At 61.4% G+C, this 23,419-nt stretch carries 19 protein-coding genes; 13 read left to right on the forward strand and 6 right to left on the reverse strand.

Going from position 1 to position 23,419, the window contains the following annotated elements; all coding sequences use genetic code 11:
* Window positions 1-20: 20 nt before the first annotated feature.
* Window positions 21-1,106, reverse strand: coding sequence for a glycosyltransferase family 4 protein (locus VFZ66_15010; protein ID HEX6290496.1), 1,086 nt, complete (start codon window positions 1,104-1,106; stop codon window positions 21-23).
* Between the two features lie 583 nt (window positions 1,107-1,689).
* Window positions 1,690-4,620: a tetratricopeptide repeat protein gene (locus VFZ66_15015; GenBank protein HEX6290497.1), complete on the reverse strand. Its 2,931-nt coding sequence runs from the start codon at window positions 4,618-4,620 to the stop codon at window positions 1,690-1,692.
* A gap of 783 nt (window positions 4,621-5,403) precedes the next feature.
* Between VFZ66_15015 and VFZ66_15020 the strand changes: the two genes are divergently transcribed.
* The 3 genes from VFZ66_15020 to VFZ66_15030 all read left to right on the forward strand — a co-directional run bounded on the left by VFZ66_15020 (window position 5,404) and on the right by VFZ66_15030 (window position 9,266).
* On the forward strand, window positions 5,404-6,483 hold the full coding sequence (locus tag VFZ66_15020; GenBank protein ID HEX6290498.1) for an N-acetylmuramoyl-L-alanine amidase: 1,080 nt from the start codon (window positions 5,404-5,406) through the stop codon (window positions 6,481-6,483).
* Window positions 6,484-6,595: 112 nt separating this feature from the next.
* A complete protein-coding gene (locus VFZ66_15025; GenBank protein HEX6290499.1) occupies window positions 6,596-7,567 on the forward strand; it encodes a penicillin-insensitive murein endopeptidase in 972 nt (323 codons plus the stop codon).
* 757 nt (window positions 7,568-8,324) lie between these two features.
* Complete coding sequence (locus tag VFZ66_15030) at window positions 8,325-9,266, forward strand: peptidoglycan-binding protein (protein ID HEX6290500.1); 942 nt, start codon at window positions 8,325-8,327, stop codon at window positions 9,264-9,266.
* 82 nt (window positions 9,267-9,348) lie between these two features.
* Here the strand turns inward: VFZ66_15030 and VFZ66_15035 are convergent, their stop codons facing one another.
* Window positions 9,349-10,773, reverse strand: coding sequence for a cytochrome P450 (locus VFZ66_15035; GenBank protein ID HEX6290501.1), 1,425 nt, complete (start codon window positions 10,771-10,773; stop codon window positions 9,349-9,351).
* A 175-nt stretch (window positions 10,774-10,948) separates the two neighbouring features.
* Between VFZ66_15035 and VFZ66_15040 the strand changes: the two genes are divergently transcribed.
* Window positions 10,949-11,626 (forward strand): aminotransferase class IV, encoded by a 678-nt coding sequence (locus VFZ66_15040; GenBank protein HEX6290502.1) that lies wholly within the window; start codon window positions 10,949-10,951, stop codon window positions 11,624-11,626.
* Window positions 11,574-11,870: a hypothetical protein gene (locus tag VFZ66_15045; protein HEX6290503.1), complete on the forward strand. Its 297-nt coding sequence runs from the start codon at window positions 11,574-11,576 to the stop codon at window positions 11,868-11,870. Before VFZ66_15040 ends, VFZ66_15045 begins: the two co-directional genes overlap by 53 nt.
* 18 nt (window positions 11,871-11,888) lie before the next feature.
* Here the strand turns inward: VFZ66_15045 and VFZ66_15050 are convergent, their stop codons facing one another.
* Both VFZ66_15050 and glf read right to left on the reverse strand, forming a co-directional pair.
* Entirely contained in the window at window positions 11,889-12,305 is a 417-nt protein-coding gene (locus VFZ66_15050; GenBank protein HEX6290504.1) for a TIGR03667 family PPOX class F420-dependent oxidoreductase, read from the reverse strand.
* A 147-nt stretch (window positions 12,306-12,452) separates the two neighbouring features.
* A complete protein-coding gene (gene glf, locus VFZ66_15055; protein ID HEX6290505.1) occupies window positions 12,453-13,640 on the reverse strand; it encodes a UDP-galactopyranose mutase in 1,188 nt (395 codons plus the stop codon).
* A gap of 197 nt (window positions 13,641-13,837) precedes the next feature.
* On the opposite strand from glf, the gene VFZ66_15060 reads away from it, so the two are divergent.
* The 4 genes from VFZ66_15060 to VFZ66_15075 all read left to right on the forward strand — a co-directional run bounded on the left by VFZ66_15060 (window position 13,838) and on the right by VFZ66_15075 (window position 16,905).
* Entirely contained in the window at window positions 13,838-14,962 is a 1,125-nt protein-coding gene (locus tag VFZ66_15060; protein ID HEX6290506.1) for a glycosyltransferase, read from the forward strand.
* 24 nt (window positions 14,963-14,986) lie between these two features.
* A complete protein-coding gene (locus VFZ66_15065; GenBank protein ID HEX6290507.1) occupies window positions 14,987-15,697 on the forward strand; it encodes a hypothetical protein in 711 nt (236 codons plus the stop codon).
* A gap of 160 nt (window positions 15,698-15,857) precedes the next feature.
* On the forward strand, window positions 15,858-16,532 hold the full coding sequence (locus tag VFZ66_15070; protein HEX6290508.1) for a CpsD/CapB family tyrosine-protein kinase: 675 nt from the start codon (window positions 15,858-15,860) through the stop codon (window positions 16,530-16,532).
* A 148-nt stretch (window positions 16,533-16,680) separates the two neighbouring features.
* Complete coding sequence (locus VFZ66_15075) at window positions 16,681-16,905, forward strand: type II toxin-antitoxin system prevent-host-death family antitoxin (GenBank protein ID HEX6290509.1); 225 nt, start codon at window positions 16,681-16,683, stop codon at window positions 16,903-16,905.
* 519 nt (window positions 16,906-17,424) lie between these two features.
* On the opposite strand, the gene VFZ66_15080 is transcribed toward VFZ66_15075, so the two are convergent.
* Complete coding sequence (locus VFZ66_15080) at window positions 17,425-18,228, reverse strand: ABC transporter substrate-binding protein (protein ID HEX6290510.1); 804 nt, start codon at window positions 18,226-18,228, stop codon at window positions 17,425-17,427.
* 169 nt (window positions 18,229-18,397) lie between these two features.
* Here VFZ66_15080 and VFZ66_15085 point away from each other — a divergent pair, with 169 nt between their 5' ends.
* The 4 genes from VFZ66_15085 to VFZ66_15100 all read left to right on the forward strand — a co-directional run bounded on the left by VFZ66_15085 (window position 18,398) and on the right by VFZ66_15100 (window position 23,415).
* A complete protein-coding gene (locus VFZ66_15085) occupies window positions 18,398-19,525 on the forward strand; it encodes an SH3 domain-containing protein (GenBank protein ID HEX6290511.1) in 1,128 nt (375 codons plus the stop codon).
* Between the two features lie 264 nt (window positions 19,526-19,789).
* A complete protein-coding gene (locus tag VFZ66_15090; protein HEX6290512.1) occupies window positions 19,790-20,992 on the forward strand; it encodes an AAA family ATPase in 1,203 nt (400 codons plus the stop codon).
* 224 nt (window positions 20,993-21,216) lie between these two features.
* A complete protein-coding gene (gene udk, locus VFZ66_15095; GenBank protein ID HEX6290513.1) occupies window positions 21,217-21,900 on the forward strand; it encodes a uridine kinase in 684 nt (227 codons plus the stop codon).
* Between the two features lie 6 nt (window positions 21,901-21,906).
* A complete protein-coding gene (locus VFZ66_15100; GenBank protein HEX6290514.1) occupies window positions 21,907-23,415 on the forward strand; it encodes a glycosyltransferase family 39 protein in 1,509 nt (502 codons plus the stop codon).
* Window positions 23,416-23,419 lie beyond the last annotated feature (4 nt).

Raw genomic sequence — 23,419 nt, forward strand, 5'->3', positions numbered from 1 at the left:
CGCTTATTCCTTCGTCGGCGCTAATCCAGCCGCACCCGCCGATGACGGTGGAACAGGCGCAGCACCGGCAGGTTGCGCGGCGCGAGCAGGTGCTCATAGACCGCCTCATAGCGCGCGGCCATCGCCTGCGCCGAGAAGTGCTCCTCGACGCGCTGCCGACAGCGGCGGCGATCCAGCTCGACCACACGCGGCACGGCGGCGATCATCTGCTCCATGCTGTCGCAGACAAAGCCGGTTTCGCCATCCACGATCACCTCCTCGACCGAGCCGCCGCGCATGGCGATCACGGGCGTGCCGCAGGCCATCGCCTCGGCCATCGTCAGGCCGAACGGCTCGCGCCAGTCGATCGGGAAGAGCAGCGCGTAGGCGTTGCGCAGCAGCTCCGCCTTCGCCTGCTCGTCGACCTCGCCGACGTACTCGACCAGCGGATCGGCAAAGAGCGGCTCGATCTGAGTCTCGTAGTACTCGCGATCGACTTTATCGATCTTGGCCGCGACTTTGAGCGGCATGCCGGTGGCACGCGCGATCTCGACAGCGCGATCGGGCCGCTTCTCAGGACAGATCCGGCCCAGGAAGACGAGATACTCGCCTGGCTGATCGTTGGCGATGAAGTGCTCGATGCAGATACCGTTGTAGACCGTCCCGACCCAGTTGATCGCGACGTGCTGGAGCGGCTCGCGCTGGCTGTTGCTAATGCTGGCGACAGGCACATCGCCGTACACGCGGAAGATCGCCCGTAGCTCAGGAATATCGAGCCGTCCGTGGAGCGTCGTCAGGATCGGCGTGGTGGTGCGGCGCGTGAATGGAAACGTGTAATAGTCCACATGTGAGTGGATAATATCGAAGGCGTCGGCATGCTGCACCACATACTCAAGCATCGCCACCTGCGCGGCCATCGGATCGATCGACTGTGGATCGAGACGGCTGGCGCAGGGCCACATCGGCACAAGCTTGGCCGAGGTCTGCGAATCGCCGCTGGCAAAGAGCGTCACGTCGTGGCCGCGCCGAACCAGCTCCTCTGTCACGGCATGGACCACACGCTCGGTGCCGCCGTACAACTTGGGGGGGACGCTTTCAAACAACGGTGCAATCTGTGCGATACGCATTGATGATTACCTTTCTGGTGTGCAGCCGGGCAATACGCGACCAGCGGATCTCGCTGATCTTGCTGCATGATCGATGGACTATGTTGGGGATGAGTCGACTGGGTTGGTAGTCCATGTTCGGCGATGGCACGCCGTGCCCTGTTCGGACGCTGGAGTCTTGAAGATTAATGAAAGATGGTTACAATGCTAACACTGCTTGCCAGCGCCATACATGCCATCTTTGCCCGTTCGATGACGACCAGGATCACTCGTGCAGAATCAAGACACCTTTTCGGAAAGGCGGTCCTGCGATTCTACATCAGCAAGGGAAACGTTGGGTATTCCCCACACCCCCGGCCTGTCGGCACACTAGCTCGTCGTACACGCCGCGCGACAGACGGTAGCCGATCATTGGCGGCCTAGCGCGCTGGTGCTGGCGACGTTCTTCAAGTACATGGAGCTATTGAGGTTTGCGCTCTACACAATGTAGCACAATAACTCCAGCATCAGTATAGCAGATTCGGTGCCACCGCGCCCTGCCCAGGTGGGCACTGAAGTGCGGCAGGGAAACGACAGGTTGCAGCGTCCGCAGCCTGACAGCGGCCTATCCCAGAGGCATCACCCTGCCAGACGCCCACGCCGCCGTGAACGAGCTTTCATCCATCTGCGTGCGGACGCTGGCGATCATCTGCTCGTAGTATGGACGATCGGCAGGCTGTGGCGGCGCGCTGATCGCGTCACGCAGCGCCTCCGCCGCTCCGGCAAGCTGCGCGGCCCGCACCACCTGGCCCCGCGCTCCAGCCAGACCCGCCAATCCTTCGAGCGCCGTAGCAATTCCCTCGCGATCGCCAACCTCGCGGAACAGATGTAGGCTTTCTTCGAGCAGCCGCTCCGCGCGCTGGTGATCGCCGTTGGAGAGCGCGATCCGCCCAAGGTAGGTCAGAGAGCGCGCGATGCCCGATTTGTTGCCGACCTTTTGCAGCAGCGCAAGACTTTCTTCGAGCAGCCTAGACGCATGGGCGTGCGCGCCGCGAAAGAGCGCGCTGCGGCCCTGGAAGTTGAGCGCCATCGCGATGCCGATCTTGTGATCCAATTCCTGGAACAGCGCCAGGCTTTTATCGATCAGCGGCGCGGCGCGCTCGTCATCGCCTTCGTTGAGCACGGCCATGCCCATGTAGTGCAGCGTGCTCGCCATGCCGTATTTATCGTGGATCTGGCGGAAGAGGCCCAGCGCCTCTTCCAGCAGGCCAATCGCCTGGCGGTAGTCGCCCTGCCAGTAGGCGATTAAGCCCAGGTTGGTCAGCGCCTGCGCGATCCGCTCTTTATCGCCAGCCATCCGCTGATGCATCAGGCTCTCGGTAAAATAGGCCCGCGCCTGGTGGTAATCGTCCTGAATGAAGGCCAGCACACCAGCGCCGCAGAGAGCTTTGGCTCGTACCGCGCGCGTCACACCTTCGGTATGGGCCAGCACCGCATCCAGCCAGCGGCGACCTTCCCCGATGTAGTCGCGGGCATACCAGAAGCGCCAGAGCGCGGCGCAAAGGCGTGTGGCTGTTTCGGGCTCGTCGGCTTCGAGCGCCCAGGTGAGCGCCGCGCGCAGATTCATATGCGCGCGCTCCAGCCGCTCCAGCCAGCTTGCCTGCTGCGCTCCTTTCAACGCAGGCTCGGCCTGCTCCGCCAATCGGAGGTAGTAGGCCGCATGGGATCGCCGCAGCGCCGCCGCACCGCCGCTCTGCGCCAGCAGCTCGTGGGCATATTCCTGGATCGTTTCGAGCATCACGAAGTATGGCTCGCCGTCGGGGCCTTCCTCCTGCCGTAGCACGCTCTTGTCCACGAGCGAGACAAGCCCATCCAGCACGTCGAGCGCGTGCTGCTCGGCTGCTGCCTCGGTCGCGCTCCACACCGCCTCCGCCGCCTCCAGCGTGCAGCCGCCGACGAACACGCTCAGCCGGACAAACAGGGTTTGCTCAGCCGGAGTCAGCAGCTCGTAGCTCCAATCGATCGTTGCCCGGAGCGTCTGATGACGCAGCGGCGAGTCTTTCGGCCCGCCAGTGAGCAGCCTCAGGCGATGATCCAGGCGCGGCAGCATCGCTTGCGGCGGAAGACATTTGATACGCGCTGCGGCCAGCTCGATCGCAAGCGGCAGACCATCCAGCCGCACGCAGATCTCGCCGACAGCGGCGGCATTCTCGTCGGTCAGCTTGAAGTCGTACTTGACGGCCTGTGCCCGCTCGGCGAAGAGCGTCACGGCGGGCGATTGCGCCAGCGCGGAGAGTGTCGGTGATGAAAGATCGGGCAGCGCCAGCGGCGGCACGGGCGCTTCGTACTCGCCGTATAGATGCAGCGTCGCGCGGCTGGTGATCACGATCTTGAGCTGCGGCGCTGCGGCCAGCAGCTCGGAGATCAGCGCTGCGGCGGCTGTCACCTGCTCAAAGTTGTCCAGCACCAGCAGGTGATGTTTATGGCGAAGATGCACCTTGAGTGTTTCCAGAAGCGGCTGGCCGGGGATCTCTTTCAGCGCCAGCGCCTGCGCAATCGCCGAGACGACCAGCGCGGGATCGCGCACCAGCGCCAGCGCCACGAACGTCACGCCGTGCTCGAACTCGTCGATCACCTCAGCCGCAATCTGTAAGCTCAGGCGGGTCTTACCAGCACCGCCCGGACCAGTCAGCGTCAGCAGCCGCACCTCGCCCCGCCCCAAAAGATCGCAGGCCGTGGCAACCTCCGCTTCGCGACCAATCAAAAACGTCGTCGGCGACGGCAGGTTGCTCGTGCGCGGCGCGGCATGAGCGCGTGGCAGCACAGGCGGCGCTGTCTCGATCGGTATCGGCGCGCTCATCGGCAGCGCAAAACGATAGCCGATCCCCGGCTCGGTCAGCATATAGCGCGGATTCGACGGATCGTGCTCCAGCTTGCAGCGCAGCCGCCGAATGTACGAGTGCAGGTAGCTGCTTTCTTCGCCGTACGCATCGCCCCAGACGCGCTGTAAGAGCATCCGGTGAGTCAGGACGTTTCCGGCGTGATGCACCAGCTCACGCACCAGCGCCCACTCGGTCGGCGTGAGTCGTACCTCCGCTCCATCGCGCATCAGACGGTGATTCTGAAAGTCGATCTCCAGGCTACCGCAGTGCAAGACCTGCGATTGCGCGTGCCGCTCCCAGTATCCGGCCCGGCGCAGCAATGCTTCGACACGCGCCAGGAATTCTTCCTCACCAATCGGTATCGTCAGGTAGTCGTCGGCCCCAAGCCGCAGCGCGGCCACTTTACGCATCGTGCTGCTCGGCTCCGCGATGATCATCAAGGGGACCATCGAGTGCTGGCGAATCTGACGGCACAGCTCCATGCCGTCGATCTGCGGAAGCTGGGATGCGAGAATAACCAGATCCGGCTCTTCTTGCTCCCACAGCGCAAGCGCCTGGAAACCATCGGCAGCGCGCAGTACGCGGAAGCCCTGCGCTTCGAGATGCCGACACAATAACATCAGGAGGGCGTGATCAGCCTCGGCGACGAGTACACGTTGCTGTCGAGATACCATAAGACTGCTCCTAGTCCAACACATGGCCGACTCTAAACCGATGGTGCGGTTCGTGAAACGGTGATGTTTCAACGTCGCTACAGCACGATCGGACGACAAGCTCTGGAAGACATGTTTGATTGAGGAAGGCTACACCCTAAGCTCTCCTGGGCAGTGTTCGACTGTCACCGGCGACAAGGGGGGAGTGTGTGGGTCGCGCGGTGGCAACTACCTACCTGACGAGGGATTAACCTGCCATATTCAGCAACGCTAGGCTTTGTGCGGAATCACGGTGCATCTTCGGAAAATAGCCGATTCTCCACCGGCAAGGGGAGGTTTGGGAGTATACCCTCACGCCCCAGGCTTGACGGCCAATCAGCACGAGCGTGCGCTCCGATCTACAAAGTGTGCTGCTGTTGTCTCCTGTCTATCTTAAGATTTTTTAAAGAATTTTTCAAGCTATTATTTAGATCTTTCTACCATTTATTCAGATCTCTTTTAGATCCGACAGGTATAATTTTGGTTAAAACGAAGTACATGGCCTCCCACACCTCTCGCTGCAATCGTTCCGCTCATCAGATGGAGCAAGGCGGAGTTGGGCTAGACGGATAGGTGTCCAGCGCAGGGGCAACGATCTGGTGGAATCGTATCTGATGTTCTGGCGCCACACAATCCTTCGATGCTCATCATCCGTCGGCTACTCGCTGCCCAGGCTTCGGGATGCGCGCTGTTCTATCGCTTCGGTTGGGGGCCATCGTAGCATCTGCTCAACCGCATGTTTGTTGCTGTCAATGGGAGCTATCTATGTCGGAATCGCACAACTCTGTTCCACGCCGCTCGTTCCTCAAGGCTGCCTTGGGTGTCGGCACTAGCATTCTGATGGGCGGGATCGAACTCCGCTTTGCGCCCGTCGTCGAAGCTGCGGTCACTTCGCCCACCATCGCAAGCTGTAGCACCTGGGGCGCGCAGCCGCCCAAAGAGCCGATCACCGTCCTCAGCACACGTCCAACCAAGATTCTTGTGCATCATACGGCAGGCTCGAACTCTACCGACTACTCGCTCTCCCATGCCTATCAACTGGCGCGCAACATCCAGCAGAGTCACTTCAATCGCGGCTGGATCGACAGCGGGCAGCAGTTTACGATTAGCCGGGGCGGCTATGTGATGGAGGGACGCCACCGCAGCCTTGAGGTGCTGCGCGGCGGCACGTCGCACGTCCGAGGCGCCCACTGCGACGGCCAGAACGATGTTGCGGTCGGCATCGAGAACGAGGGCACGTACACCTCGGTCCAGCCGCCGCAGGTGCTCTACAATCAGCTTGTCGCGCTGTGCGCCTATATCTGCCAGCAGTACGACATTCCCAGCTCCCAGATCTACGGCCATCGCGATTTTAATGCCACGCAGTGCCCAGGCGATCAGCTCTATGCGATGTTGCCGAAGCTGCGCAGCGATGTCGCGGCGCGCCTCGGTGGCGGCGGTGGCTCGCGCGTCTGGCCGATCGTGCAGCGCGGCGACACCGGCGAGCGCGTCAAGACGATCCAGTATCTCCTGCGCCACCGGGGCTACAGCCTGACGATCGACGGCATCTTTGGGTCAGGCACCGAGAGCGCGGTCAGGAGCTTCCAGACCTCGGTGGGTATTACCTCGGATGGGATCGTCGGCGCGATGACCTGGGAGTCGCTGATCATCACGACGCGGCGCGGCGACACGGGCGATCCTACTCGCGCGATCCAGAGTCAACTGGTTTCCAAAGGCTATAGCCTGGTGATCGACGGCATCTTTGGAGCGGGCACTGAGAGCGCGGTCAAGAGCTTCCAGACCTCGCGCGGCCTGACGGTCGACGGCGTCGTCGGTCCAAACACCTGGAATGCGCTGGTGAGCTAGCGCGCCGACAGGCGGCGAACCACGAGCTGAGAACCACACGAAAGCACCAGAGAACAAGAAAACAAATGTGGAACTTGGAAATCGAAACCCGGAACATGACGGAGGAACAACCATGACACCACGCGCTTCGTTGCGTTCGGTGCGCAACAAGATCCTGATGCTGGCACTGCTCGGCATGATCGTGCTGGGCGGCACGCTGCCAGCGCGGGCTTTTTCCAGCGCCTTTTTCCCCACCCAGAGCATCGGTAATCGCGGCGTCGACGTTAAGGCGATCCAACTGCTGCTGAACATCAGCGCTGACGGCATCTTCGGCTCCGGCACTGATAGCGCGGTCAAGAGCTTTCAGTCGTCGCGGGGATTGGCGGTGGATGGGATCGTCGGACCGGCGACCTGGGACGCGCTGACGCCGACGGTGCGCAACGGCAGCACCGGCAACGCCGTCAAAGCGCTGCAACTGCTGCTGAACGAGAAGAATCGCGCGGGGCTGTCCGTAGACGGCGTTTTCGGCTCAGGCACTGATGCCGCCGTGCGTAATTTCCAGAGCCATGCCGGTCTGGCGGTCGACGGCATCGTCGGCCCGACAACGTGGAAGAATCTGGTCTGGCACTACGACTATCCCAACTGGGGCACCAGCATGTGTGATCAAGATCCCGACGCCAACGGCCTGGCAAACTGGGGCACCGGCGCGGCGATCGGGCAGCTTGAGGCGGCGGCCAATGCGTTCATTGGGCTGGGCCAGGGCCGCGTGCCGGTCGGCGATGTGAGCAGGGAGCACGGCGGCGACATTGCCGGCCATGCCAGCCACGAGGTTGGCCTGGACGTGGATGTGTGGCCGATTCGCACCGACAACGCCCAATGCACCGGCACCCGTATTACCTGGCAATCGTCGGCCTACGATCGCGCGGCGACCCGTGAGCTGGTCAGGGCGATCCGCAACGCCGCGCCCGGCCATATCAAGGTGATCTACTTCAACGATCCGCAGTTGATCAGCGAGGGCCTCACGACGCAGTACGCCAACCATGATAATCACCTGCATATTCGCTACTGCGAGAAGATTCATCCCAACAGCCTGTACGATTGCTAGCGCGAGCCGCTACGCCGATCCGCCGCGCCTGGCTGCGCATAAGCTGACGCAAACTTAACCAAACGCTGCCTGCATCGGCAGCATGAGACACGTTCAGTCATTGATATGATTGGACGTGTCTCGTTTGTTGTTGATATGCTGAGATTTGTAGACATGATCAGGATCTATAGTCGGAATTTTTATTCTCAGTCGTAGTTCTCTGCTACATTCAACAACCATGCATATCTGTGTATGACAATCGCGATGCTCATCATCATGGTCAGAAAGGATATATGTAGAGGTTTACATAAAGCGATATGTGGCGATTGCCCTCGGCGATTCGTGATAATCTTCGATATAAATCGATTGCGATCACCGATGAGAATATCATGGTACGGAATATGCTTGCGAGAATGTGATGATTATTGCGATATAGCTTACTGAATAATGCTCAGGTATCGGTAAGTTGTAGGTTGTATCGTTCATTGTGTTGATATGAGCGAAGCAATTGTATGATCGATATAGAAGAAAAGAATATGCATAGCATGTAATCATCGCCGTTAACATACCTGGAAGGGAGGGATAGCAGAACAGTCGAATATCAAGATATATGATGATGTTGCGGTGCCTGGCTTTTCTGATGATATAACAGCTTCTAATCTTGCACAGAACGCTGTTGCTCATACGATATAGCATTGTGTCATGGGCCGCGATATGGAAAACCGATTACGTATGTCCGCAAGGATCGTTCGTAATCGTTATTCTAAGGAGGGAGATTATGCGTCGTATCCTATATATCGCGTTTGGTCTGGCACTGTTTGCGCTGTTGAGCGCTCCCACGACGACATTTGCGCTCTCGTGGCCGACGCATAGGCTGGGCGATAGTGGCGCGAATGTCTTTACGATCCAACACCTGCTCAACGCCCACGGCTACACGCTGACCGCCGACGGCTATTTCGGCGATATTACTCATAATCAGGTCAGATCGTTCCAGTGGTCCAGGGGCCTGGTCGACGATGGCATCGTTGGACCGAACACCTGGGAGGCGCTGGTGCTCACCGTGCGCTACGGCGACTCCGGCGAGGCCGTCAAGGCAGCGCAGCGCCAGTTGAACAAGTACGGCTACGGCCTGACAGTCGACGGCGTCTTCGGTCCCGGCACGGATAGCGCCACACGAGACTACCAGAGCAAGCACGGCCTGGATCAAGACGGCATCATTGGCCCGGCCACCTGGTCTTCACTGACCTCCGGCGGCGCGTCTGGTCGGGCTGAGCTTGCCGCGCAGATCCGCAACAACAGCCGGATCTCGCTGCTGACCTCGCATCCATCGGGCGTCTATGATCCGGAGTCGACGGCCTACCAGAATATCGTAGATACGTCCAACGGTCTGGCGGCCAAGACGAGCAGCTACAGCGACGTAGGCCGCACCTATGTGTATCTCAGCACGTCGATGCTGAGCACGATGGATAAGCTGGCGAATACCTACGGCTATACCTATCGTGTCACCGAGATCGCGGGCGGCGACCATAGCTCGACCTCGCGGCACTATGTGGGCGTGGCCTTCGACGTGGACATGATCAACGGCTCGAAGTTCAGCTCGCGCACGACGACCGTGAGCAACTTTATGCAGCGCTGTCGCGACAATGGCGCGACCGAGGTGCTTGGTCCTGGCGATGCCGGACACTCGACCCACATCCACTGTGCGTGGCCTCGTCCGTAGCCGCTACGCACGTCGACGCACAGGCGGGCCTGATCACAACCATGATCAGGCCCGCATAGCGTGTGGAGCAAGGTGTTTCCGCTCAGGCGCTCGGCGTCAGATCGACCATCTCACGAATATTACCGCGCGCGGTGATACGTGGTACCGGGCGGTTTGTGGGCAGCACGACCATCGGCATGCCGTGCTTTGGCCCAAGTGTCACCTTGAGCAGCCGATCGATGCGGGCGTTAGGTGCCAGCATCAACCCGTAGCGTTGCAGCAGCAGCGCCAGCACGATCTTGATCTCGGTCATGGCGAAGCTCGCGCCGATGCACATACGCCCGCCCGCGCCGAACGGCAGGTATTCGTAGAGCGAGGGCGTGATGCGCTCCCAGCGCTCCGGCAGGAAGCGCTCCGGCTCCGAGTAGATCTCTGGCATGTGATGGGTCATGTACTGGCTGAACAAGATCACCGAATCCTTGGGCATATCGTACGGTCCCAGGCTGAACGGCGCGGTGCTGATCCGCGCGCCAAAGCTGGCGGGCGGCAGCAGGCGCATACTCTCCTTGATCACGCGCTCAAGCAGCGGCAGTTGGCTCACCTGCTCAACGGTCGGCGGCTCGCCGTGGAGCACGTCAGCCAGCTCCGTCCGCAGATCGTCGAGGACGCGCGGATGCTGCGAGAGCAGAAAGAGCGTCCAGGTCAGGGCATTGGAGCTGGTTTCGTGTCCGGCAAGGAACAGGGTATATGCCTGTGCCACCAGCTCGACATCGCTCATGGCAGCGCCGTCCTCGTCGCGCGCATGGATCAGCATCGTCAGGACATCGTTGTGCTCGGAGAGCCGGGCGCGCTTCTCGGCGATCATCCCCCGAATCGTGGCCTCTAGCTGCTCGGCCACCCGCAGCACCTCGCGGTAAGGTGTTCCCGGCAGGTTATAGGGCAGCAAGTAGACCGACGAGGAGGTGACTAGGGTCAGAATGCGCTTGATCAAGCCGCCGATACTCGCGGCATTCGGCGGCACGTCGAGGCCAAAGAGCGTTTTGGTGGCGATCGACATGGTTAGCCGCTGCATCTCAGCCGCAAGATCGAGCTGCTGCCCTTCGCGCCATTGGCCGAGCATCCGCTGCGTGAGCGCGACCATGTCGTCGTGGTAGCTTTCGACGTGCTTTCGATGGAAGGCGGGCAGCATCAAGCGTCGCTGCTGCTTGTGCTTCTCGCCGTTCATATTGAGCAGGCCGGAGCGCAGCGTGAGCAGCGGCGAGTCGGGCGGCGCGGGCAGATCGCCGAAGGGATCGGAGAAGAAGAGCTGCTGATCGCTCAAGAGCAGCCGGTTGTACTCAGGGCCGAACGCAAAGGCCACGTTGGGATGATTGCGCTCCCAGCCGACGATGTTGCCGTACGTCCGTCGTATCCTGCGCATGTAGGCGATCGGATCGTTGTAGAACGATATGGCATATCCGCGCCAGCCAAGCAGCGGGATATGGCGCGGTCCGGGCAGCGTGAGTGGAGCTACTGCCGCTGTTGCCATAGACACCTCCTTTTGGTGACTATGGATCGATCATATGTGACATTTGTAACAATGTCAATAGGTGGCGCGATTGCTGTTTGCTATGGCAACGATGCGCTCCAGCTATCGTTATGCCGATCGTGTACCATAGTGGCGCGTACAATCGAAGGCCGTGCGACCGATGGAGCGACTACAGATGGCTACAGTGGAATCTGCGCGCTTCGAGCTGCTCGAAACGCTGCGGCTTGAGCGCGGCGAGTACAGCCTGCTGGAGTGTCACCTCGATCGCCTGGCACATTCGGCGCGCTACTTCGGCATTCCGCTTGCGCTGCCGGTTGTCCGGGCCGCGCTCGACGAGCACCGGGATCGCTTCCCGCATGAGTTGCGCCGGGTGCGCCTGCTCGTATCTCAGGACGGAGCGCCGCGCGTCGAGAGTGCCGCGCTGCCGCCGCTGCCCGCGCCGCCGCTGCGGTTCGTCCTGGCGGATACGCCGATCGATCGACATGATCGCTGGCTGCTCCACAAAACCACGCGGCGCTCGGCCTACGAGCAGCGACGACAGCCGCATCCCGGTATGTTCGATGTGCTATTGTGGAACGAGCAAGACGAGCTGACCGAGTTTACGATCGGTAATCTGGTGATCGATCAGGCTGGCACGTGCTACACGCCGCCACGGGAGAGCGGTCTGCTGGCCGGAACATTGCGCGCCGAGCTGCTGGTGCGGGGAGCGATCCACGAGCGCATCCTGACACGCGCCGATCTTGCCAGCGCCGAGCGAATCTGGCTGATCAACAGCGTGCGGGGCTGGGTGCTGGTGCAGCTTGCCGACACAACAGCGCATCTCGAATCTGGCGAGGCCGGAGACGCCCGGTAGCGCGGGACAATCCGGCTGGCTCGCGGTGCTGCTTGGCGGCGGTGTCGCGATCTGCGCCTTCACGATGTACGGCTGCTACGTGGTCTTCGATCGGCTGCAAACGCGCGCCGAAACGACGCAAGGCCGCCAGCGCTGGCTCGCCATCGGCCTCGCGGCGGGTGTTGGATTGGTCGCCCTGCTTACGTTCTGGTGCTGCTTTGCGCTCAGCGCCGGGCTGATGCAGGCGCTAGGGCTGAACCTTTAATCCTCGGTGTTCCACGTCTCACCACGAGATCAGGCGCGTCAGATCGACGCGGATCGCCTGCGAGTACTCGGCAGCCATCTCCTCAGGCTTCCACTGCATACGAGCGATCAACTTTGCATACTTCTCGACGTACGCCGCCGACATCAGCGTGCTCGTCGGCTCGTCCAGCAGCGTGGCCCGCCCTTCGAGCAAAACAACATCCTCGCCCTGATCGGCGGCCTCAAGGGCGAGCATCACGCTCGGATTGTGCCGCAGGTTGCGAATCTTCTGGTTGTCCGGCTTGCTGAAGATCAGCATCGTCTGATCTTCCCACAGAAACCAGACCGGCACCAGATGTGGACGGCCATCGGGCCGGGTTGTGCTGAGCCAGATGATCGGCTCGGTGCGCAGGCGCTCAGCGATGTGTGTGCCTTTGGATGTGTTCAGGTCAAGCATGGCTTGAGTGTACGTCGATTCGCGCCGTCGATCAAGCCGCCAAAACGACCAGGTGGCCGACCGAGATTCGGGCAGGTGGATGCAGCGGGACGCCGAACAGATTCATGCCTGAGCAGCCTCTTCGGCGTCCGTATGCGGAGCGTGCGCTTACGTGTGGCCGTTGCCGTTCCCGTTCCTATGTGTGGCGACCGCCGCCGTGGTGCGGAAGACCTTGGTGCCACGCACGGCCTCACGCTGATCGCCGTTATGGCTGGTGATGTTACGATAGACCTTGAGCGCCTGGGCCACCACCTGATCCATATTGTAGTACTTGTATGTCGCCAGCCGCCCCACGAAATGCACGCCGGGCGTCGTCTCGGCCAGCGCCCTGTACTGATCGTACATCTTGGCGTTCTCAGGACGCGGCACCGGATAGTACGGATCGCATTCGGCCTGCGGAAACTCGTACACGATGCTGGTCTTGGGATGGACCTGGCCCGTAAGGTACTTGAACTCGGTGATGCGCGTGTAGGCGTAGTCGTTGGGATAGTTGATCACCGGCGCGGGCTGATAGACCTGCGTGTCGTGCGTCTCGAACTTGAACTCCAGCGAGCGATACGGCAGCTTGCCGAATCGGTCGGCGAAGAAGGCATCGATTGGGCCGGTGTAGATCATCTGGCGATACGGGATGAAGCCCTCGATCTCGCGGTAGTCGGTGTTGAGCATGATCTTGATGTTCGGATGATCCAGCATCCGCTCGAACATGCGCGTATATCCGTGCAGCGGCATGGCCTGGTAGCTGTCGGTAAAGTAGCGATCGTCACGATTGGTGCGGGTTGGCACGCGCGCCGTTACCGAGGCATCCAGCTCTGAGGGATCGAGGCCCCACTGCTTGCGGGTATAGCCCCGAAAGAACTTCTCGTACAGCTCGCGGCCTACCTTGCTCACGACCACATCTTCCGAGGTGCGGATCTGATCGCGCGGCTCGGCCACGGATGCGAAAAACTCGTCAAGCTGAAAGGCGGTCAGATTCAGGCCATAGAGCTGATTGATCGTATCCAGGTTGATCGGCATCGGCACGAGCTGCCCATCGACACAGGCGCGCACGCGGTGCTGGTACTGTCGCCATGCGGTGAAGCGCGACAGGTACTCGAAGACATCACGCGAGTTGGTGTGAAAGATATGCGGGCCGTATTTGTGAATCAGAACGCCAGCATCGTCGTAGCAATCATAGGCATTGCCCCCGATATGATTCCGCACGTCGCAGATCAAGACTTTTTTGTTGGCTCCGCTGGCAAGTCGTTCGGCCAGCACGCTCCCTGCAAATCCCGCTCCGACGATCAGGTAATCAAACATAGCTCAACCTTCGCCTTCCTCTGTAGCTGTCCATTCGCATTTACCAATATTTATTGCGCTGACGGCGGCTGAGTTTAGCAAGAAGTGTGCTAGACCGCGATGAGGCCGAGGTGAATGTCCAAACCAGGGGGCAGAAAATACGATCGGCGGCAGGCGATGCTTGCCGCGCGTCTGATCCCATGCTATCATCGCTCGCTGTGAAACCATACGGACGTGTAGCGGTAGTCCATGACTATCTCAACCAGTACGGCGGCGCAGAGCGTGTGCTCGAAGCTCTGCACGAGCTGTTTCCCGATGCTCCGGTCTATACTTCGATCTACGATCCGACGGCGATGCCAGCCCACTACCGGGATTGGGATATTCGTACGTCGTGGATGCAGAGGATGCCGGGCTGGCGCAAGCATTTTCGGAAATATTTTCTGCTCTATCCCAGCGCGTTCGAGTCGTTCGATCTGAGCGCCTACGATCTGATCCTGAGTTCGTCGAGCGCCTACGCCAAAGGGATCATCCCCCGGCCAGGAGCGGCGCACGTGTGCTACTGCCATACGCCGATGCGCTTTGGCTGGCGGACTGGCAGCTACCTCGAACGCGAGTCGATCGGCGGCTGCGCCAGCCAGGCGCTCTCGCTGCTGCTGACGTATCTGCGAACCTGGGATGTTGTCTCGTCGCAGCGCGTGGATGCGTTTATCGCCAACTCGCGCGAGGTCGCCGGGCGCATCCAGCGCTACTATCGGCGCTCTGCCGCCGTCATCCCCCCGCCGGTCGATCTCGCGCCTTACGTCGCAGCAGAGCCGGAAGATTTTTATCTCACGGGCGGTCGCTTCGTGCCATACAAACGCATCGATCTGGTCGTCCAGGCATGTACCGCGCTCAAGCTGCCGCTGGTCGTCTTTGGGTCTGGCCGCGATCAGCCAAAGCTTGAGGCGCTGGCCGGTCCGAACGTGCGCTTTGTGGGCCGTGTGAGCGATGCCGAGCTTCAGGATCTCTACCGTCGCTGCCGGGCCTATATTACGGCGGGCGATGAAGACGCCGGGATTCAGCCGGTCGAGGCGATGGCCGCTGGCCGTCCGGTGATCGCCTACGCGGCGGGCGGCGTGCGCGAGACGGTGATCGAGGGCGTGACGGGCTGCTTCTTCTATGAGCAGACCGCCGCCGCGCTGGCGGTGGCGCTGGCCCAGAGCCGCACGCTGCGGTTCGATGCCCTGACGATTCGGCGTCACGCCGAGCAGTTCAGCCGCGAGCGCTTCAAAGCGCGGATCATGGACGTGATCGAGCAGCAGGTGGGCGCGGTGCCGGCTGAGACAGGTGTGCTTGATTCGTGAGTTGTGATTGAGGTGTAGCTTTCTATGGAACTTCGGCATTATTTTGCCATTCTGCGCCGCTCCTGGCCGCTGGTCGTCGGCCTGCCGCTGCTGGTTGCGCTGGCGACGGTGGCGGCCACCTTTCTGCTGCCAGCGCGCTATGCCACGCAGGTAACGATGTTCGTCACGCAGAAGCCGCTGGCGACCAACGAGCCGTCGGTGGTGCTGCCCGACTACAACAATTTCAACAGTTGGGCGGCCTCCGAGTATATCGTCGATGATATGCTCCAGCTGGTGCAGACCCAGACCTTCGCGCAAGACATCGCGGCGTGGATCAGGCAGCAGCACAATGCCGATGTGGCGGTCGAGGATATTCGTAGCGGGCTGGCTGCCGAGCGCACGCACCGCGCCGTGACGGTCGAGGTCGAAGCGAACGACCGGCAGCACGCCGAGTGGATCGCGCAGGGTGTCGTCGCGATGCTTGAGCAAAAAGGGCTGGGCTACTGGAACCGCAGCGATTCGGGCCAGTTGAGCGTGGCCGTGCTCGACCAGCCGCAGCGTGCCGGGCGGGCCGGTGGCGCGATCGGCCTGGCGCTGGATCTGATTGTTCGCACGCTGCTGGCCTTCTTGCTGGCGGTTGGCCTGGCGTTCCTGCGGCACTATCTGGACCAGACCGTTCACCGCCGCGCCGACATAGAGGAGCTGGGGCTGGAGGTTGTCGGGGCGATTCCGGTGGTCAAGGGTGCTAAAGGCTAGGCCGCCGTCAGGCCGGGGGTGTGGGAACGAAAGAACAAAGGAACAAAAGAAGCAAGGGAACAAAGCGAGGATCAAGAGCCAGGTTCAACGTTTAAAGTTCAAAGAATCCGCAACTTGGAACTTGAAACTTGGAACTTGAAACTTGGAAAAGTGAGTTGATATGACGAATACTGTTACAAACACAGCGACGCAGTTGATCGCGCTGCGCGATCCGCGCTCACCGGCTGCGGAGGCGTACCGCGCGCTGCGCACGAATATTCAATTTTCGAGCCTGGATAAGCCGCTGCGGACGATCCTCGCCACGAGCACCGCGCCTGACGAGGGCAAAAGCACGACGATCGCTAATCTGGCGGTGACGATGGCGCAGGCCGAGCAGCGCGTGATTCTGGTCGATTGCGACCTGCGTCGTCCGTCGCTGCATACGATGTTTGGCCTGCCCAACGAGGAGGGCCTGACTAGCCTGATGTTGCAAGAAAACAGCCGTATGCCCGCGCAGAAGACCGAGGTGCCCGGCCTGCTGGTGCTGACGAGCGGCCCGCTGCCGCCGCGTCCCGCCGATATTCTAGGCTCGAAGCGCATGGAGGCAGTGATCGCGCAGCTCCGCGAGCACGCCGACATCGTGCTCTTCGACACGCCGCCGGTCAACGCCGTCACCGATGCGGCAGTGCTGGCGACCAAGGTCGATGGTGTGCTGCTGGTCTTTCGCGCCGGAGCGACCAAGCGCGATCGGGCGCGTGAGGCGCGGCGGCTGCTCGATAAAGTCAACGCGAACGTCGTCGGCGTGGTTCTGACGGATGTCAAGGGCGAGGATACCTACAGCTACTACGGAACCTGAGCAGCCGGTTCAACCGTTTTGTCGCGGGCGGTGCCGACGCGCCGCTCGTGTTTGTTGTGCGGCGGGTCGTCGCATCGATCCAGCTTCGGGTAAACCACTTGCTATGCTAAACTGCTGCAAGGCTCTGATGTTTGTAAGGTGGTTTGTTATGCAGGCAGTGACTCTCGATGAAGCACAAGCGCACCTTGTCGATTTAGTTGAAGCCGCAATTAGCGGTGAAACCGTGGTGATCACGAAGGATGGGCAGCAGGTTCAGCTCGTCCCAGTATTACAGCCGATACATCGCCCAAAGTTTGGCAGCGCTCGTGGTCAAATCCAGATGGCTGACGACTTTGATGCGCCACTTGCCGACTTCGATGAGTACATGCGATGAACCTATTACTCGATACGCACACGTTCCTATGGTTCATTGACGGTAGTTTGAAACTAAGCGGTGATGCACGGGCGTATATTGAGGCCGAAGCAAATACGTCGTACATTAGTATTGCCAGTTTGTAGGAGATAGCGATTAAGGTAAGTCTGGGAAAACTTGTCCTTCAGCAATCGTTTGATCCCTTTATTCCACAACAATTGCGACTCAACGGATTTATGGTGTTGGGGTTGAATACAGATCATATGGCAACAGTCGCAACCCTCCCATTTCCACTAGGTGATCACCGCGCCCCATTTGATCGGCTCATCATCGCTCAAGCCATCGTTGAGCAGATGCCAATTCTTAGCCGTGATACCAAGCTCGATGCCTACAGGATCACCCGTATATGGTAAGCTTGCTTGCTGTAGACTATGTCGCCGCGACCAACGTCGCTAAGCGGTCTTAAGATGTCGAACCAGGAGTGTAGTCGATACCTACCTAATACACCACCACGCACTGTGCAGACCGCGTAACCGTCCCTCACCTCACAAACTCAGGCCGGAACCACTGCGCGTTGAGCCGATCAAAGACCTGCTCGCGACGCATCTCCTCCAGCGCGCGGTTGATCGCCTGCTCAAGCTGGTAGGCTTCGACCGGCATCGCCAGCACGTAGGGCTCGAAGGTCAGCACATGCGCGATGCCCAGGCCAGGATGCGCGGGCGCGGCGCTGAGCGCGCTGATCGTATCGGTCAGCACCGCGTCGATGCGCCCGGCAGCCAGCGTGTCGAGCGCCGCCGCTGGCGAGTCGAAGCTGGAGTCTACGGTCATCGCCGGGAGGTCGCGCTGAAGCTTGCGCGCCAGGGTGTCGCCCTCGCTGCCCAGCGCCGCGCCGACCACGCGACCATCGAGATCGGCTGCTTTGGTGATGCCCGCTCCCTTGCGCGCGACGATCGCCTGCCCCGCGTTGAGATAGGGCGTCGAGAAGCGCGCGCGCCAGCCCTGCTCAGGCGCGAGCGGCAGCGCCGCAGCCAGCAGATCGACGCGGCGGGTGCTTAGCGCGTCATACAGCGCATCGTAGCCGACCGCCACGAACTCGACGCGCACACCGATGCGCCGCGCTAGCTCGCGCACCAGATCGATGTCATAGCCCTGGAAACGTCCGTCGCGCTCTTCGGCGAAGGGCCTGAAGCCGGGATCGGTGCCCACGCGCAGCACGCCGCGCTGCTGGATCGCCGTCCAGATGGGATCTGCCGCGCCGCGCTGGGTGTAGTGCGCCGTCCAGCCGTAGGCTACCAGCACCAGCAGCGCCAGCAGATCAAGGATTCGTCGAGCAGTGCTTCGCATGGCCGCATGGTACCGCATCTCCTACCGCCTGTCGAAGAGAGTCCCGACAGATTGTAGGAGTTGCGGCTAGCGCGATGTCTGCCTGTGGTCTATGCCTGCGGCACAACGCACATGGTATGCTCCGCCGTGCAGATAGCTCATCGTGTTGACACTGGAGGACCCTACAATCATGCCGAAGCTGCCTTTCAAGCGAAAACCTGCTGACGACGCAGCATCGCTCAGTTCGTACATTCCTTCGCAGATGGTCGATTACACATCGCTGCCGCCGATCGAGGAAGATACCGCGCTGGCGCGCTTCAACCGCTTGCCGCCGGTCGCGCGGATTGGCGCGGTTCTGCTGCCGATCCTGCTGCTGCTTGGCGCGACCTGGGGCGTCTGGCAGGCGCTGGCGGGAACGCCCAAGACCAAGGCCAAAGCGCCGGAAACGCCGGTCGTTGAAGTCTCGCGCGCGCAGGTCGTCAGCCGCGATGCGATCGTTGTGGAAGCCCAGACGAAGCATGTTACGGACGGCACCAATGTCACCGCGCGGCTGCTGTCCGGGGCAGAAGCAACCGATTGGGCCGATCCCGAACAGAGCACCGCAACCGTGCGGAACAGCAAGATCGAGCTGCGCATGACCAGGGCAGATGCGTGGCAGGGCACGCTTACCAGTGAAGGCAGCTATACAGTCGAGCTAACCGTTGGCGATGCCGCTAATGCCATCGCGGCGAGCACGCCGCTGACGGTGCCGGAGAAGCTGGCGGCGGTATTCTTCGGCCCTGAGGCGACGCCGGAGCCCACGCCGACGCCGGAGCCCACGCCTGAGCCGCCCGTCGCCGCCGGACCGCCGACGCTCTCGGTAGTCGTGGACTCAACGATGCTGATCAGCCCCACGCTGCGCACCCCGCCCGTCGGCAGCGTGCAGACGGGCATGACCTTCGAGCCGATGTTCCGCAGCGCCGACAGCAAGTGGTTCCTCGTGAAACAGGGCGAGCAGGTCGGCTGGCTGCACGCCGACCAGATCAAGATCGACGCCGAGGCCAGCGCGAAAGTACCGCTCGTCACCCCGGACCCGGCCAGAGTTGACGCCGGGCCGCTCAAGGCGACGGTCTTCAACGGCGGCAATATTCGCTACCGGCCCAACGTCCAGAGCGGCACGGTCCTGGGGCAGCTTCACGCGCGGCAGACGGTGACGCTCACGCAAAAAACCGCAAATGGCGAGTGGTACAAGGTCGTCGCGCCGGAGGCCGAGGGCTGGGTCAGCAGCAGCCTGCTGACGATCGATGCGGCGGTGGCGGCCAAAGTTCCCGCACAGTAGCTCCCAAGCACATACAACGCTCTAGCCCTGGCGCAGCCCGTCGGGGCTTTTTACATTACCTAAACCAAAAGTCGGGGGTAGGTACTAACCGGGTGGCAGAGAGGGTTGGGACTAAGTGGGTTTGCATCTTGGCACGGTTCTCGGTATTATGGCACCATAACATTTCTACAAGGGCGCCCGCAACACCTGACCTGCCTTCCTCAAGCGCCTCTATGTAGCCCCCAGTACATTTTGCTCTTGTTGTTTCGTCAGGAGGTCCCTCCCATGAGCACCGCTCACCAACTCGCCCCAATCTCCAGCGACCCCATACCCGATGGAATGCAGCTTGCCACACGCGGCACCGCCAACCCGCTAGATGAGATCGAACAGGACCTGCGCGCGGCGATCTTTGGTCAGAACCGGGCGATCGAAAGTGTTATTCGGGCGTTGAACCGTGCTCGCTTTGGCTTTGCCGCCGGTAATCGCAACCGTCCGCTGGTCAACCTGATGTTCCTTGGTCCCACAGGTGTCGGTAAGAGCGAGTGTGCCAAGCGCCTTGCGCAGCGGCTACATCCCGCAGGTGGCGGCTTCCTCAAGATCGACTGTTCGCTGTTTAGCCAGGGCCACGAGGTTTCAGCGCTGGTCGGCGCGCCGCCGAGCTACGTTGGCCGCGACCAGAAGCCGCTGCTCGATCCCGACGTGATCGAGATGGAAAACAGCGTCGTGCTCTTCGACGAGATCGAGAAAGGCACCGCCGAGCTGTGGAACCTGCTGCTCCAGATCATGGAGGACGGCGAGGTCACGCTGCTCAACAGCGCGCGCACGGTTTCGTTCCGCAACTCGATCCTGATCATGACGACCAACGTCGGCGCGAAAGAGATGGTCGACTATCTCGACAAGCGCAACATTGGCTTCAAGTCGACGCGCCAGGACATGGAGGCGACCGGTCAGCAGATCTATCAGATCGGCTTCGAGGCGTTGCAGCGTCACTTCCGGCCTGAGTGGATCAACCGCATCGACGAGATCATCGCGTTCCGCCCGCTCTCCAGCGCCACCATGAGCCGCATCTTCGATCGGATGCTCGACGAGGCCAACGAGCAATATCTGACCTACGGCATCAAAGTGGCGGTGAGCGAAGCCGCGAAAGATTATATCCTGCACCGAGGCTACAACCCCACCTTTGGCGCGCGTCCGCTCCGCGCCCGCATGCTGAAAGACATCGACGCGCCGCTGGCCGATCTGCTGGCTTCCGGTGGCATCCCCCAGGGCAGCCGCGTGTTGGTAGCCTTTAACGGCAACGATCGCTATGGTGAGGACCTGTCGTTCTACTACGAGCGCGACACCGATCTAGAATCCCTGGGCCGCAAACGCCGTGAGGCCGTGCAGCAGGCCGCAAAGCGTCCCGCGCAGCAGCAGGAGACGAAGTCTCCGGCACCTTCGCAAGGCCCTGCGATGGCGAAGACGATCGAGAACGTCGGGCGACGCTAAGCCGCACATCCCATCCTACGATCTACCGGACCCTGGCGTATGCCGGGGTTCGGTTGGTTTAAGCGCCACCATACCCTTTGTAGCGCCTCCGTTGAGTAGGCGCACGATGACGTATGTTACAATTTGACGAAAGAACAAGGGAACCAGGGAACAGGCCGAGAACTTGAAACGTTGAACTTGAAACTCGCAACGTTGAACTTGAAACTTTGAGCTTGAAACCTAGTGTGAAGAGTATGCAACATCCGATCATTATTGGCGTGGCCGGTGGGACGGGTTCGGGCAAGACCACAGTATCGCGGGCGATTTTGCAGCGGGTCGGATCGGCGCGGATCGCCTATATCGAGCACGACTCGTACTACCGTGAGCTGTCGCATCTATCGCTGGAGGAGCGCGCCAGGGTCAATTTCGACCATCCCGACTCGTTGGATAACGAGCTGTTGATCGCGCATCTGGACGCGCTGTGCAGCGGCCAGGCGGTCGAGGTGCCGATCTACGATTTCACAAGACATAATCGCAAGCCGGAGACGCACCTGGTCCAGCCGCAGCCGGTGATTATGGTCGAGGGCATTCTGATCTTTGCCGACAAAGCGCTGCGCGAGCGGATGGACATCAAGATTTATGTGGATGCCGACGCCGACATGCGCTTTATCCGTCGCTTCCAGCGCGATATTCGTGAGCGCGGTCGGTCGATGGAGTCGGTGATCGAGCAGTATCTCCACACGGTGCGTCCGATGCATCTGGAATTCGTGGAGCCGTCCAAGCGCTACGCCGACATCATTATCCCGCGCGGCGGCCTGAACTCGATCGCGATCGATATGGTCGTGGCGCGGATCGAGGATATGCTCGCGGCTCATCAGCAGCAGACCAAGTCGGCTGCCAATATTACCCCGTCCGGCGACCTCACTTAATCCGTCATGTTTTCCCACAATACATCGTCGATCGCCGCGTCGGGCAGCGCCGCGTCGCGCACACAGGCCACTCTCTGGCGGCTCGGTCTGCTGCTGGTGCTTGGTCTGGCGCTGCTGCTGCGGCTGCTGTGGATCGATGCCGACGCGGCTACAACGCTGACCTGGAGCGGCGCGCCCTTCACCGACGAGGGGCTGTACAGCCACGCCGCGCGCAACCGCGTGTTGTTCGGCATAGCGCGCACCAACGAGTGGGACAACCGGCTGGTCAGTCCGCTCTTCGACGGCCTGGCCTTCGTCGTATTCTCGCTCTTCGGCGTCGGATTCGTGCAGGTCCGGCTGATCAGCATCGTCTTCGCCACGGTCGCGCTGCTGCTGTTCTGGAGCTTGCTGCGCTCCGACTGGGGGCCGCGCTGGGCGCTGCTGGGAGCGAGCCTGTGGGGGCTGGATTATTTTTGGCTTCAGTACAGCCGCCTGGGCCTGCTGGAGCCGAGCATGGTCGCGTGGCTGGTGGCGGCGGCCTGGTGCTGGCGGCGCGCGCTGGGCGGCAGCGCGTGGTGGTCGATCGGATGTGGAGCCTGTGCCGCGCTGGCGTGTGTCTGGAAATCGCTGGCGTTGATCTGGCTGCCGGTGCCGCTGCTGGCGCTGCTGCTGCTCAATCGGCGCTGGACGCGCTGGCCGATCGCGGTCGGCTACCTGCTCGGTCTGGCGCTGGCGCTGGGCCTGTATGGCCTGATCTGGTATCTGCCGCATCGCGGCGAGCTGACGGCCTATAATCAGTTCTACGCCGCCGATCGCGTTCCCCAAACGCTGCAAGAGGCGCTTCAGGTCTTTGGACGCAACATTCGCTCGACGTACATCTGGGGCCAGACACCAGTGTTGCTGGGCGTCGCGCTGGCGGGCACGTTCAAGGCGCTGCTGGCCTGGCGCGATCGATCGCTAGCGCCATCGGTCGCGCTGGCGCTGGCCTGGGCGCTGTGCGGCGCGGGCTTGCTGCTGATGCCGTACAGCCCGCCGCGCTACTATACGCTGGTGCTGCCAGCGCTCGTGGTCCTAGCAGTGTTTGCAGTGGCTCATGCCGATAATCAATATTTTCAATATTTTCAATCACTCATGCGCTACGGACCTGCGCTGCTGCTCACGGCCTGTCTGCTCTGGAACGGCTGGTGGTATCTGCGCTGGGCCGCCGCTCGACGGACGACCTTACCTGACAGTGCGCGCGCCGTCGAGCGGCTGGTGCCACGCGGCGAGCTGGTGCTGGGCGTGGCGGCGTGTGGTTTGAGCCCCGGCAATACCCTGCCGTGCGCCCCGCCGTTCGTGGGCCTGGCGAACGACCGGCTGCCGGTCGAGACGCTGGGCGCGCGCTACGCGCTGGTGGAAGAAGGCAACCGTGATGATTATCTGCGGCGTTTTTACGGCCCGCTGCTGGCACGCTCGATCCGGCTGGGGCAGCTTCCGCTTGGCTCTCGGCGGCTCACGCTCTACCGCTTGGACGAGCCAGCAGCGGGCGATCGATGATGGT

This window comes from Herpetosiphonaceae bacterium, assembly GCA_036374795.1.
GTDB lineage: Bacteria > Chloroflexota > Chloroflexia > Chloroflexales > Kallotenuaceae > LB3-1.